Consider the following 13,421-nt stretch of genomic DNA (forward strand, 5'->3'; position numbering starts at 1 on the left):
GGCTCCCCGTCCGGTGCGTCAGGCCCGCGCGGCGCGGCGGGTCAGCGGGGTGAGCGCCCAGGTGGCCAGCGCCGGCACCAGGAAGGCGAACAGCGAGGCGGAGGTCCACTCCTGCGGGGTGAAGTGCAGCGACTCCTGGGCGGAGGTCCAGAAGTCCACCCACCAGTCGGCCACCGCGGTCGGCGCGATGAACTGGTAGACCGCGAAGCCCAACACCCAGGGCAGCAGCATCAGCCAGCGGGACGGCGCCCGCTCGGAGAGGTCCCAGCCGTGCCGGCCGGCGCCGAAGAAGTAGTCCACCGCCAGCACCGCCAGCAGCGGCACGAACACCGAGCCGATCAGGCTGAGGAAGTTGCCGTAGGTGTCGGTGAACCGGTCGATCCGCAGCGCCAGCACGGTGGTCAGCACGCCGATCCCGCCGCTCAGCACCCGGCGGTCCACCCGCGGCAGCAGGTTCTGCAGCGACATCGCGGTCGAGTACACGTTGGCGAAGGACTGGTCGGTCTCGCGCAGCACCAGCACCAGCAGGAACAGCCAGCCGGCCCAGACGCCGAGGAAGGAGTCGAAGATCCGGCCCGGGTCGCCGTCGGACTGCAGCAGCGCCATCAGGCCGAGCACGTAGCACCAGACCTGGGCGACGGTGTAGCCGGAGAAGCTGCCCCAGAACGACGAGCGCGGGGTGCGCGAGTGCCGGGTGTAGTCGGCGGCCATCGGGACGAAGGAGATCGACACCGCGATCATCGCGTCGGTGGCGCCCAGGAAGCCGTGCCAGTTGCCCGCGCCCGGGTCCGGCACGCCCTGCCGGCCGAGCTGGACGGTGAAGTACACCATCGCGACCGCGACCGCCCCGGCCACGAAGCGGCGCAGCACCGCGATCGAGCCCAGCGGCCAGATCGTCAGCGCGGTGGTCAGGGCGCCCGCGAGCAGCACGAACAGCCAGCGGTAGCCGGTGGTGTGGGCGACGGTCTGCGCGCCCGCCGCGATGGTCAGCAGCTCGAACACGCCCCAGCCGATGCACTGGACGATGTTCAGCACGGTCGGCAGGTAGGACAGCCGGGTGCCGAACAGCCCGCGCAGGTTGGCCATCGCCGGGGCGCCGGTCCGGGCGCCGATCAGCGCGGCCACGCCGAGCATCGCGGTGCCGACCGCCGTACCGGTCACGATCGCGGTCACCGCGGCGGCCAGCGACAGCTCGCCGCCCTTCGCGCCGAGCACGGTCGCGGCGGTCGAGAAGCCGATCAGGCTGACGCCGAGGTTCATCCAGAGCGCGAAGTGGTCCCGGAAGCGCAGGGTGCGCGGCGGTTCGGTGTCCAGCACCAGCGGGGCCTCGACGCGCTGGTCGAGCACCGCGGTGGCCGCGGCCGAGCCGGCCGGAAGATCGGGGAAATCCTTGGACGCGGGCGCGCCCGAAGAAGACGATGGCGAAGCAGGCGGCATGGCCGATACTCCCTACGCCGGCATTACCCGGACAGGTTCCGGCGGTCAGCGCCCCCTCGACGGTTGGCCTGTCGCTCGCCTGGCGTACCGTCGACATGCGCACTCTCAGCCTGGTCGGTCCAAGCTCCCGCGTGTCAGTTTGGAGCGACAGGCTAACCGGCACGGGTACGAACGCCAAAGGCCGCGGGGTGCGTGGTCCGCATCGCGGGATGCCGGATGGGGGTGGGGAGCCCCCGGTCGTCGGTGACGGCTAAGGATTCTTATGAGTTCTTCAGAGGGGTCCTTACGGCAATCGAATCGACGGTGCGAAAAACTATGGTCCTTGGTTCTGTCAGCTATGGAGGTCGTCCGTGAGCACCGAGCGCGAGGTTGGGCCCGCCGGGCCGCAGGGGGAGCAGCCCGCCGGGGCCGGGGAGGCGGTCGGCGCCGCTTCCGACGGCACCGCTCAGGGCGGTCACAAGCCGACCATGGCGTTCAGCCGGGTGCCCGAGCCCGTGGCCGGGCCGGCCGCTGACGCGGCTGCGGCCGACGGCGCCCCGGCCGACAGCGGGCACCGGGCGACCATGGCGTTCAGCCGGGTCCCGGAGCCGGCGGCCCCGCCGGCGGCCGAGTCGACCGCGGCCGAGACCGCTGCGGTCGTGGAGGCCGCTCCGGTCGTCGAGACCGCTGCGGGCATGGAGGCCGCTCCGGCCGAGGGCGGGCACAAGCCCACCGTCGCCTTCACCAAGGTCCCCGCGCCGGAGGCTCCGGCCGCGCCCACCGTCGAGGAGCCGGCCGTCGACCCGGTCACCGGCTACATCGACGCCCCGCCGCCGGTCCTGCCGCCCGCGCCACCCGTCGCTCCGGCTGCGCCCGCGGCTCCGGCTCCCGCCCCGGCCGCGCAGGCCGCCGCTCCGGCCGCGCCCGCCCTGCCGCCGGGTGCCAACCCGTACGCGACCCCGACCCACGGCGTGCCCGCCGCCGGTGTCCAGGAGCCCTACGGCGCCCCGGTCGCCAACGCGCAGGAGCCGTACGGCGCTCCGGGCGTCGGTGCGCCCGCCGCGCACGGCCACCACCCCTTCGGCGCCGGCCAGCCGCTCGGCGGCTGGGGCGGCCAGGACGCGGCCTCCGGCGGCGCGGGCTATCCCGGCGGCCCGGGCGGCCCGCTCGGCTACCCGGCCGAGTACCCCGGCGGCCCGACCGGCCCCGGCGGTCCGCGCAAGAAGCGCGGCGGTCTGGTGGCCCTGCTCGCGGCCGTCGCCCTGGTGGCCGGTGTCGCCGGCGGCGCGATCGGCGTAATCGCCACCGACCGCACCAGCAGCAGCGGCTCGGCGAACGACCACCACAGCACCACCATCCAGGCCAGCAACACCCAGAAGAACGAGCCCGTCCCCGGCTCGATCGCCGCCATCGCGCAGAAGGCGCTGCCCAGCGTCGTCACCATCAAGGCGCAGGGCGCTCAGGAGTCGGGCACCGGCACCGGCTTCGTCTTCGACACCGAGGGCCACATCCTCACCAACAACCACGTGGTCGCGCCGACCCTCAACGGCGGCAAACTGACCGTCAAGTTCGCCGACGGAACGTCCTACAGCGCCTCGGTACTGGGCCACGCCGAGGGCTACGACGTCGCCGTGGTCAAGATCGACAACCCGCCGAAGGACAAGCTGGCGCCGCTGGCGCTGGCCGACTCCGACAAGGTCAACGTCGGCGACGCCACCATCGCGATCGGCGCGCCGTACGGCCTGGAGTCCACCGTCACCAGCGGCATCGTCAGCGCCAAGGACCGCCCGGTCGCCTCCGGCGACGAGACCGGCGCGCAGGCCTCGTACATGAACGCCCTGCAGACCGACGCCTCGATCAACCCCGGCAACTCCGGTGGCCCGCTGCTCGACTCCGGCGGCGCGGTGATCGGCATCAACTCGGCGATCCAGTCCAACGCCTCCGCCAACGGCCGGGCCGGCAGCATCGGCCTGGGCTTCGCCATCCCGATCAACCAGGCCAAGTGGGTCGCGGACACCCTGATCAAGACCGGCAAGCCGGTCTACGCCAAGCTCGACGTGCTGCGCAACGACGACTACAAGGGCGACGGCGCGCAGATCCAGACCCGCGACGTCCAGGGCCAGCCGGCCGTCACCCCCGGCGGCGCGGCCGACAAGGCCGGCCTCAAGCCGGGCGACGTCATCACCAAGCTCGGCGGCGCGCCGATCGAGAACGGCCCCGCCCTGGTCAGCCGGATCTGGACGCACAAGCCCGGCGAGACCGTGGACGTCGAGTACACCCGCAACGGCCAGAGCTTCACCACCAAGGTCACGCTCGGCCAGCGGGACGGTGACCAGTGATCCTCGGGCACGCGGAATCGTGTGCACCGAAACCCGCCGGACCCGTTAGGCTGACCTCCGCCTGGAGAGCTGCCCGAGCGGCCTAAGGGAACAGTCTTGAAAACTGTCGCATGGTGACCCCATGCCGTGGGTTCGAATCCCACGCTCTCCGCTGGTAGGAGAACCACCTGCTCAGGGCGGGTGCCGAGACCACTCGGCACCCGCCCTCGGTGTTTCCCGGGGGACGTTCCGGCGGCCGGGGTTGACCCTGACACCGTGGGAGGGGGTGGAGTGGGAGCACCATGTTGACCATCGGAGACTTCGCCAGCCACGGTCGGGTGACGGTGCGGATGCTGCGCCACTACGACGCGATCGGGCTGCTCAGACCCGCCCGGGTGGACCCGGTCACCGGGTACCGCTCCTACGAGGCGGGCCAACTCGCCCGGCTGAACCGGGTGATCGCGCTCAAGGAGCTCGGCTTCACGCTGCAGCAGGTGCGGGCCGTCCTGGACGAGCAGCCGGACGCCGCCGAACTGCGCGGGATGCTGCGGCTGCGGCGGGCCCAACTCGCCGAGGCGATCGCGGCGGACGAGCAGCGGCTGGCCCGGGTGGAGGCGAGGCTCCGGACGATCGAGAGCGAGGGGAACATGTCCCAGCACGATGTCGTGGTGAAGTCCGTGCCGTCCGTCCGGGTGGCCCAACTGACCGGTGTGGCCGCGAGTTACCAGCCCGAGGACATCACCCCGGTGATCGGCCCGCTGTTCGAGGAGCTGTGCCGTCGGCTCGCCGGGGCCGGGATCGAGGAGGCCGGCCCGTCCGTCGCCCGCTACGAGGACGCGCCGGAGGGCGACGGCTCGGTGCTCATCCGGGTCGCCGTCCAGATCTCGCCCTCGGTGCCGGCCGACCGGGACGACTTCGAGGTGCTCGACCTGCCGCGGATCGAGGAAGCGGCGACGATCGTCCACCGCGGCTCGATGGACGCGGCGGTGGGCAGCTTCCAGGCGCTGGCCCGCTTCATCGAACAGAACGGCTACCGCTCGGCCGGCTACGCCCGCGAGCGCTACCTGGAGACCCCCGACGACGTGTCCGGCTGGGTCGTCGAGCTCCAGGAACCGGTGGTCCGCCGGTAACCGGCGTTTGCCCTCGACCTGGTCGAGGGTCCTAGCGTCGCCCGGCATGACCACCACCGCGCTGCCCCGGCCGTGCCTGCCCCGGCCGTACCTGCTCTGGCTGGCCGGCGCCCAGGCCGGACTGCTGGGTGACGCCGCGTTGAACTTCGCCCTCGGCTGGGCCGCCTCCGGGTACGGCGGCGGCGCGGCCGGGCTGGTGCTGACGGCGATCACCGTGTCGCGCACCGCGCTGGTCCTGCTGGGCGGCGCTGTGGCGGACCGGTTCGGCGCCCGCCGGGTGATGCTCGCCGGGGACGCGGTGATGCTGGCCGCGACCGTCGCACTGGCGCTCGCGGTGGCCGGCGACCGGGGCGTGCCGCTGTGGCTGCTGGTCGCGGCGGCCGCCGTGATCGGGACGGTCGACGCGTTCTACCTCCCGGCGAGCGGCTCGATGCCGCGCCGGCTGGTGCCCGCCGACCGGCTGCCCCGGGCGCTCGCGCTGCGGCAGGCCGGCGGGCAGAGCGCGGTGCTGCTCGGGGCGCCGCTGGGCGGACTGCTGGTCGCGGTGGGCGGGCTCGCGGGCGCGGCGGCGGCGGACGCGGTGAGCTTCGGGGCGGTCCTGTTGGTGCTGCTGCGGGTCCGGCCGGCGCAGGACCGGTCCGGCTCCGCGCTCCCCGCCCGCGCGGGGCTGCTGGGGGAGGCGGCGGCCGGTGTCCGGCTCGCCCTCGGTGATCCGCTGCTGCGGGCCGCGCTGCTGCTCACCGGCGCCGCCGCCGGGGCGCTCCTGCCGGTGGTGTCGCTGCTCGGGCCGCTGCTGGCCCGGGCGCACGGCTGGGCGGCGGGGACGGCCGGGCTGGTGACCGGTGGCCAGGCGGCCGGGGTGCTCGCGGTGGCGGCGCTGGTCGCCTGGCGCGGCGGGCTGCCCCGGGCGGGCGTCGGGGCGGCGGCCGGACTCTGTACGGCCTCGGTGGGCGTCGCGCTGCTGGCACTGTCCGCGGGCCCGGCGGGGGCGGTGACCGGCAGCACGGTGACAGGCATCGGCTCGGGGCTGTTCGCCTGCCACCTCGGCCCGCTGGTGCTCGGCGGCGCTCCCGCGTCCCATCTGTCCCGGGTCCAGGCACTGTTGACGCTGGTGCAGAGCCTCGCGCTGGTGCTGTCCACCGGCCTGCTCGGCGCACTGGCGGATGCGACGGGCGCCGCCCTGCCCACCCTCCTCTGCGCCCTCGCCACCGCCACCGCCGGCCTGGCGGCCCTCGCCATCCCGGCCCTGCGGCGCGCCTGACCGGGGTGCGGTTGCCGTGGTGCTCAGCGCTCCCCGTCCTGCCGCACGACGCCGGGCGTGTCCGTCGGCTCCCGGCCCCCGTCCTGCGGCGTCGTCCGCCCCGGTCCGAGGCTCACTTTGCCCGGCCCGGTGGGGTGCCGTTTCCTCCCCCGTCTTGCCGCGGCGCCCGGCCCGCCCGGGCCCGGTCGTCTCCTGCCGCCCCCCGTCCTGCGGTGTCGGCCCCGGTCCGAGGCTCACTTGCCCGGCCCCAGCCCGCCGGGCAGAGTGCGGAGGTGGAGGCGGTGAGTGGAGGCGGCGATGAGTGACCTGACGGAGCGGCTGGCGCGAGGTCTCCCGGCGGAGGCGGTGGTGGTGGATCCGGACGTGACCGCCGTCTACAGCCATGACATGGCGGGCTTCTGTGCCGCGGGTGCGCCCGCCGTGGTGGTGTTCCCGGAGACGGTCGAGCAGGTGCAGCACGTGCTGCGCACCGCCACCGAGCTGCGGGTGCCGGTGGTGCCGCAGGGGGCCCGGACGGGGCTGTCCGGGGCGGCGAACGCCGTCGACGGGTGCATCGTGCTGTCGCTGGTCAAGCTGAACCGGATCCTGGAGATCGATCCGGTGAACCGCCTCGCGGTCGTCGAGCCGGGTGTGGTGAACGCCGAACTGTCGCGTGCCGTGGAGGAGTTCGGGCTGTGCTACCCGCCGGACCCGTCCAGCTGGGAGTCCTGCACGATCGGCGGCAACATCGGTACCGGCGCGGGCGGCCTCTGCTGTGTGAAGTACGGCGTCACCAGCGAGTACGTGCTCGGGCTGGACGTGGTGCTGGCGGACGGGCGGCTGCTGTCCACCGGGCGCCGGACGGCGAAGGGGGTGGCCGGGTACGACCTGACCCGGCTGCTGGTCGGTTCGGAGGGGACGCTCGGCGTGGTGGTCCGGGCGGTGCTGTCGCTGCGGCCCGCGCCGGCTCCGCAGCTGGCGCTGGCGGCGGAGTTCCCGAGCGCGGACACAGCCGGTGCGGCGGTCTGCGCGGTGATGGCGGGCGGGCTGGCCCCGTCGCTGATGGAGTTGATGGACTCGGTCTCCGTCCGGGCGGTCAACGAGCTGGGGCGGATGGGGCTGCCGGAGTCGACCCGGGCGCTGCTGTTGGTGGCCTTCGACGGGCCGGAGCGGGAGGCCGGGTTGGCGCGGGTCGCGGAGCTGTGCCGGGAGGCGGGGGCGACCGAGGTGGTGCCGGCCGAGGACCAGGCGGAGTCGGACCTGCTGCTGGCGGCCCGCCGGCTGGCGCTGCCCGCGATGGACCGGCTGGGGACCACGATGATCGACGACGTGGCGGTGCCGCGTTCCCGGCTGGCCGAGATGCTGAACGGCGTCGCGGAGATCGCGGAGCGGCATGCGTTGACCATCGGCGTGGTCAGCCACGCCGGCGACGGCAACACCCACCCGATCGTGATCTTCGACGCCTCGGACCGGGAACAGACGGCTCGTGCCCAGCGCTCCTTCGACGAGATCATGGCGCTCGGGCTGGAGCTGGGCGGCACGATCACCGGGGAGCACGGGGTGGGGCTGCTCAAGCGGGACTGGCTGGCCCGTGAGCTGGGGCCGGTCGCGCTGGACCTGCAGCGACAGTTGAAGGCGGTCTTCGACCCACTGGGAATCCTCAATCCGGGCAAGATGGTCTGATTTTCGGCGTGGGTATATTTCCTGCCCTCGAACCCTTCGCTGCCCGCATTTTCGGTACGACTTTCCGATGGTCTGTGAATGGCTGGAAAAGTCGATAAGGAAGGGTTGTCGAACTTTTCCGGGGCGTGTTCCGTGGTGGCTCGCGCCGGGGTGGTGCGCCCGGCGGTTCGCAGTACATCGAAACGCCGCTTCCCGGCGGCCGCCGAACGGCCACCCTTCGGGCGAATTCCCAGGTCAGTGGCGGTGTGTCGGCGCACTTTCCGCTTCGCTGCCCGTTATTCGCGGCTCCGGTGGATATCACGCAAACGGGCGAAAACCGCTCCGTCGGCTAGCGCTTTGTCGATTTGTTGCGGAAGTCTGTCTTCTGGCGTCGCAGCCCGCAGGTGTTCGTCTGGCCAGCGAACCCCCGCACCCAAACTCGACCAACGCACGAACCAATGCACGATGAACAGCTTCTTGGAGGCGCACATGGCTCGCATCAACACCCGGCGGGCATCCGGGTTCCTGCTCGCCGTCCCGCTGGCGGCAGGTCTGCTGCTGGCGGGTGCCGGGGTCGCCGCCGCCGACAACGGCGCGGCCGCCGGGACCGGTTCCAACGCCGGCGTGGTGTCCGACACCGGGACCGGCAACGTGTTCGGCGGGGTCGACGGCAACTACGTCTCCACCCAGCAGACGGCCACCGGATCCGGTGCCTCGAACCAGAACAACACCCTCGCGGTGAAGGGCAACGCGGGCAACGTCCTGGCCGGCCAGGGCAACAAGAACGTCGACGTCATCTTCTCCCCGAACTTCCGCTGACCGCCTCGGGCACCACCGACGGCGGGGGCGCCGGAGGTGGACGGCCGCGGGTGAGCTGAGCACCCGTGGCGGGCTTCGAAGCGGTCTCCGGGCGGGAATCCCGTCCGGGTGCGGACCGGAGGGATCGGACGAACGCATTGACCGGCCAGCGGAAAGGGTCGCCGCGAAACCGGCCTCGTGGGCGGTGCCGCCATCGGTACCGCCCACGAGTGTGTCCGGCGCCGGTTCGTACGAGCCCCGGCCCGTACGAGCCCGGCCCGTACGGGGCTTCGAACCGTACTGGCCGCACCACCCGTGCGAGCGGCCCGGATCCGCCCACCGAGGGCCCGCGCCCGGGGCCGTCGGTCCACGGCGGTACGGTTGCGCTCCGACAGCGCTCCACGCGCCCGGGCCCGGAACGGACGGCCCGGCCCGGGGCGGCGATCGCGGCAATCGGAAGGAAGGTGCGCGATGGCGGCGGAGGACGAGGGCCTGACCGGCCCGGAGGGGGCCAAGCCCGCACCGGAGCCGCAGGCGGACGCGTGCCCGGCACCGCTCGACGAGCGCCGGCCCGAGCCGAGGTCGGTCCCCGAACTGCTGCTCGGCCGCCCGCCGATGGCCCGTCCGCTGCCCTCCTTCGACCCCGATGCCGCCCCCGCCGAGCCCGGCCCGCTGTTCGTGGACTGGCTCGCCACCGCGCTGGACGCCGGGGTGCTGGACCCGCAGGCCTTCACCCTCTCCACGGTCGACGCCGACGGCATGCCGGACGCCCGGGTGCTGGTGCTGCGCGACGTGGACGCGGCCGGCACCGGGTGGAACTTCTCCGCCGCCGCCGACAGCCCCAAGGGCCGCCAGCTCGCCCACCACCCGGCCGCCGCGCTGACCGTCTACTGGCCGCAGCTGGGCCGCCAGGTGCGGGTCCGCGGCAGTGTCGAGCGGGCCGCCGACCTGGTCGCCGCCGCCGAGTTCGCCACCCGCTCGCCCGCCGCGCGGATCGGCGCGCTGGTCGGGCGGCAGAGCGAGCCGCTGGGCGCGCTGGAGGAGTACGACGAGGCGGTGGCGGTCGCCCGCCGCCGGCTGGAGGCCACCCCGGACGCCGTCGCGCCGGGCCACGCGGTCTACACCCTGTGGGCGCACGAGGTGGAGTTCTGGCAGGGCGACGCCCAGCGCCGGCACGTCCGGCTGCGGTACACCCGCACCGGCCCGGTGCGCGCCCCGGAGTGGTCCCGCACCCTGCTCTGGCCGTAAGCGCCGCGAGCGCCCTCAGTGCCCTCAGCGTCCTCAGCGCCGCGAAGATCGCGAACGCCGCGAACGCCGCGAACGCCGAGAGGGCCCGTCAGTGCCGCCCGGTCAGCGTGGCCCCCACGCTGGCCGCCACCACGCAGCCGATCCCGGCCAGCTGCGCCGCGCCCAGCAGCTGGCCGAGCACCACCAGCCCGACCAGCGCGCTGACCGCCGGCTCCAGGCTGACCAGCACGCTGAACACCCGCTGCGGCATCCGGCGCAGCGCCGTCATCTCCAACGCGTACGGGACCACCGGCAGCAGCACCGCCACCCCGGCCACCGAGGCGAGCAGCACCAGCGGCGAGGCGCCGGGTGCGGTCAGCCCGTTCCACGCCTCGCCGAACCCGAACGGCGCGAGGACCAGCGCACCGACCGTCATCGACACCGCCAGGCCCTGGAAGCCCTGGAAGGTCGCGCCGACCTTGTCGGTGAACAGGATGTACACCGAGTAGCAGGCGGCCGCGCCGAAGGCGTAGAGCAGGCCGACCGGGTCGAGCGAGCCGCCGCCGTCCCCCTCGCCGAGCAGGGTCAGCAGGACGACGCCGGCCGCCGCGAGCAGCGCCCAGAGCAGGTGGCTGGCGCGCCGGGCGAAGACCAGGGCGACCGCGAGCGGGCCGAGGAACTCGATGGTCGCGGCGGTGCCCATCGGCAGCCGGTCGATCGCCCCGGCGAACAGGAAGGTCATCCCGGCCGAGGCGATGCCGAGCAGCGCGGCCGCGGCGAGGTCGCGCGGGCGCTTGTCGCGCAGCCGGGGCCGGGTGACGGCGAGCAGGATGACCGCGGCGAAGCCCAGCCGCAGGAAGGTGGTGCCGCTGACCCCGAGCGGGCCGAACAGCGGCTTGGACAGGGCGATGCCGGTCTGCACCAGGAACATCGCGACCAGACACAGAAGCGGCGCCGGGATCCTCTCCCAGCCTTCGGCCGAGGGGTCCCCCATCGGGCGCCGCAAGAGCTTGCCGAACCGGCCGGTGGATCGGCCGGGGTGCACCCCGGGGGGCGCCGCGGAGCCGGGCTCCCCACCTCGTCGCCAGCTACCCCTCTCGCCGGCCGGCTCGCCCTTGGGGGCGGGCGGCATGGCAAGGGCCTCGGCGACGGCGGCAGCCGAGGTGGGTGCAGCGGTTTCGCTGGTACGGGAAGTGGGCATGCTGGCGAGTTTGCCGTAAGGAGTGATGAACGGGCAAGCTCGTTACGAATATCGGGACGGATGCGGACGGATGTGCCCGAAAGGGTGGACCCGCGCGGGGCCTGCGGCGTGGCTGACGCGTTCGTCCGATGGTCCGTCAGTATCAAGGCCGGGTGCGCCATCTCCGCCCGGCGGCCCTGCTCGCCGCCTCCCTCGTGCTCCTGCTCGCCATCGACGGGACGGGCGGGAACGCCGAAGCCTCCGCCCCGGCCGCCGCCGTCCTCCCGCGCATCCGTGCCGTCACGCTCCCCGACCGGATCGGTCCGCCCCTGATCCGCGACAACTGGAGCGGCCCCGCCTTCGACGCCTGCGCCGCGCCCGGGCCCGAGACCCTGCGGGCCTGGCGCGCCGCCTCCCCGTACGGGGCGGTCGGCATCTACGTCAGCGGCTCCCAGCGCGGCTGCCCCCAGCCCCGGCTGACCGCGGACTGGGTCCGCCAGGCACGCGCGATGGGCTGGCGCTTCCTGCCCGTGCACGTCGGCCTGCAGGCACCGTGCGCCGACCCGAGCCGCAAGCCCGAGCGGATCGACCCGGCCAAGGCCGCCCAGCAGGGCCGGGACGAGGCCGACGAGGCCGTGCACGCGATGCGCTCGCTCGGCCTCGACAAGGGCAGCCCGGTCTACCTGGACATCGAGGCCTACCCGATGCACGACGCGGCCTGCGGCCAGGCCGTGGTCGACTTCACCCTCGGCTGGACCCAGGCCCTGCACGCGGCGGGCTACCGCTCCGGCTTCTACTCCAGCCTCGACTCCGGCGTCGCCGACCTGAGCGCCGCCGCCCGGGCCGGCAGCTCCCCGCTGCCCGACGCCCTCTGGTACGCCCGCTGGGACGACCATGCCGACACCAACGGCTCCGGCCCGCTCGCCCCCGACCTCTGGCCCTCCCACCAGCGCGTCCACCAGTACCGCGGCAACGTCCAGGAGACCTACGTCGGCGAGACCCTCGCCATCGACCGCAACCACGTCGACGGCCCCACCGCCGGCTGACCGCCCGTCGATAGGGTGGCTGCTCCCACCGAGCACGAGGGGCGGCATGACGAACGGCCAGGAACACCCGGGCGCGACCGGGTACGGCGGCGCACCGCAGCGGAACCCGTACGCGCAGAACCCGTACGCCCAACAGGCCCCGTACGGGCGGCAGAACCCCTACGCCCAGCCGGTCCCGCAGCAGCAGCCGTACTGGGCCCCACAGCCGCCCGGCTCCCAACCGCCGTACCCCGCAGTCCGGTTCGCCGCCCCGCAGCAGCCCGGCGCCCTCCCCGGACCGCTGCCGCGCCGCAACCGCCCGGTCGTGCTGGTCCAGTTCCTCCTGCAGTGGATCTACGCCCCGCTCTGGATCCTCGGCCTGGTGGTCGTCCTCGCGGCCGCGATCTTCTCCGACTACGGCGGGGACGGCCCCAGCTCCGACGGCTGGCTGAGGGTCAACCGCAGCTTCATCCCGCCGCGCCGCCTGCGCGCCGAGCTCTCCGGCCGCCCCGAGGACTGGGAGCGCTACGTCACCCCGGTCCTGGAGCGCCGGATCGCCGCCGCCGAGGCGAGCCACGCGGCCGGTGGCGGCGTGATGCAGCTCGACCTCAGCCGCGAGGTGTCGGCCGAGCTCGCCGTGCGCCTCTACCGGGGCCTCGGCGCGGAGGGCGTGTTCCGGGTCGCCGAGCGGTTCGGCTGGCAGGGGGAGCCGTCCGGCACCACCGCCGAGCGGGTCCGGCTGGTCCGCCGCTTCCCCGCCCCGACCGCGGTGAGCGCCCCCTCCCCGCAGGACCCGCCGGCCGCCCCCGGCACCCCGTGGGGCCCGCAGCCGGGCCGGTTCGCGCCGATGCTGCCGGTGATCTTCCTGCTCCAGATCGTCTACGTCCCGGTGTACGGCCTGCTCACCTTCTGGGTGGACCGCCCCGAGCCCGACTACTGGGAGCGCTGGGGCGCCCGCTGGACGGTCGGCCCGCGCGCCTTCCGCGCCGAGTTCACCGGCAGCCCGGCCGCCTGGGACCGGCACGTCCGCCGCATCCTCAAGCGCGAGGCCACCCGCGAACTCGGCCGCACCGCCGACAGCTACGGCCGGCTGCTCGCCCCGGACGGCGCCTTCCTGCGCCGCATCCAGCTCCACCGCGCCACGTACCGGGGCGCCGGCGCCCACCAGGCCCTGCGCATCGCCGCCGAGCAGGGCTGGACCCTCGACCCCGCCTTCCCCCCGGATCCCGCCAACTCGCTGCGGCTCTGCCGCCCCGACCACCGTTGAGCCGCTCCGTTCCCCAGGGGAGGAAACGGGGCGAATCCGTGACCGGTGCAACGGGGTCGGGGTGCTGACAGCGGGCGGACGGAACGGCACAATCGGGCAGGTCCGCGCGCATTACCGCCCGGTAGGTGTGCCGCAGGAGCCACCAGTGCCGCCAGGTC

At 74.2% G+C, this 13,421-nt stretch carries 10 protein-coding genes and 1 tRNA gene; 9 read left to right on the forward strand and 2 right to left on the reverse strand.

Annotated elements, in window-relative coordinates; genetic code table 11:
- Nucleotides 1–18: 18 nt before the first annotated feature.
- Nucleotides 19–1,437 (reverse strand): purine-cytosine permease family protein, encoded by a 1,419-nt coding sequence (locus tag ACWCYO_RS18635; protein WP_270145860.1) that lies wholly within the window; start codon nucleotides 1,435–1,437, stop codon nucleotides 19–21.
- A 350-nt stretch (nucleotides 1,438–1,787) separates the two neighbouring features.
- Between ACWCYO_RS18635 and ACWCYO_RS18640 the strand changes: the two genes are divergently transcribed.
- From ACWCYO_RS18640 to ACWCYO_RS18670, 7 genes are all read left to right on the forward strand, one after another.
- Nucleotides 1,788–3,755, forward strand: coding sequence for a S1C family serine protease (locus ACWCYO_RS18640; RefSeq protein WP_449784813.1), 1,968 nt, complete (start codon nucleotides 1,788–1,790; stop codon nucleotides 3,753–3,755).
- A gap of 63 nt (nucleotides 3,756–3,818) precedes the next feature.
- Nucleotides 3,819–3,906: transfer RNA gene (locus tag ACWCYO_RS18645), tRNA-Ser, on the forward strand.
- A 130-nt stretch (nucleotides 3,907–4,036) separates the two neighbouring features.
- Nucleotides 4,037–4,864 (forward strand): MerR family transcriptional regulator, encoded by an 828-nt coding sequence (locus ACWCYO_RS18650; RefSeq protein ID WP_449784814.1) that lies wholly within the window; start codon nucleotides 4,037–4,039, stop codon nucleotides 4,862–4,864.
- A 46-nt stretch (nucleotides 4,865–4,910) separates the two neighbouring features.
- Complete coding sequence (locus tag ACWCYO_RS18655; RefSeq protein WP_270145864.1) at nucleotides 4,911–6,125, forward strand: MFS transporter; 1,215 nt, start codon at nucleotides 4,911–4,913, stop codon at nucleotides 6,123–6,125.
- A 297-nt stretch (nucleotides 6,126–6,422) separates the two neighbouring features.
- The gene (locus ACWCYO_RS18660; RefSeq protein WP_270145866.1) at nucleotides 6,423–7,787 is read left to right on the forward strand and encodes an FAD-binding oxidoreductase; all 1,365 of its coding nucleotides are present in this window, start codon (nucleotides 6,423–6,425) and stop codon (nucleotides 7,785–7,787) included.
- A gap of 468 nt (nucleotides 7,788–8,255) precedes the next feature.
- Entirely contained in the window at nucleotides 8,256–8,585 is a 330-nt protein-coding gene (locus ACWCYO_RS18665; protein ID WP_270145868.1) for a hypothetical protein, read from the forward strand.
- Nucleotides 8,586–9,035: 450 nt separating this feature from the next.
- Nucleotides 9,036–9,812 carry a pyridoxine/pyridoxamine 5'-phosphate oxidase gene (locus tag ACWCYO_RS18670; RefSeq protein ID WP_270145870.1) on the forward strand — a complete coding sequence of 259 codons (777 nt, stop codon included), beginning with the start codon at nucleotides 9,036–9,038 and terminating at the stop codon, nucleotides 9,810–9,812.
- Between the two features lie 88 nt (nucleotides 9,813–9,900).
- Here ACWCYO_RS18670 and ACWCYO_RS18675 read toward each other — a convergent pair whose 3' ends face one another.
- Complete coding sequence (locus tag ACWCYO_RS18675; protein WP_449784815.1) at nucleotides 9,901–10,992, reverse strand: EamA family transporter; 1,092 nt, start codon at nucleotides 10,990–10,992, stop codon at nucleotides 9,901–9,903.
- A 152-nt stretch (nucleotides 10,993–11,144) separates the two neighbouring features.
- On the opposite strand from ACWCYO_RS18675, the gene ACWCYO_RS18680 reads away from it, so the two are divergent.
- Nucleotides 11,145–12,017: a DUF1906 domain-containing protein gene (locus ACWCYO_RS18680; RefSeq protein ID WP_449784816.1), complete on the forward strand. Its 873-nt coding sequence runs from the start codon at nucleotides 11,145–11,147 to the stop codon at nucleotides 12,015–12,017.
- A 46-nt stretch (nucleotides 12,018–12,063) separates the two neighbouring features.
- The gene (locus ACWCYO_RS18685) at nucleotides 12,064–13,263 is read left to right on the forward strand and encodes a hypothetical protein (RefSeq protein ID WP_449784817.1); all 1,200 of its coding nucleotides are present in this window, start codon (nucleotides 12,064–12,066) and stop codon (nucleotides 13,261–13,263) included.
- Nucleotides 13,264–13,421: the final 158 nt, after the last annotated feature.

This window comes from Kitasatospora sp. NPDC001683 (assembly GCF_053596495.1).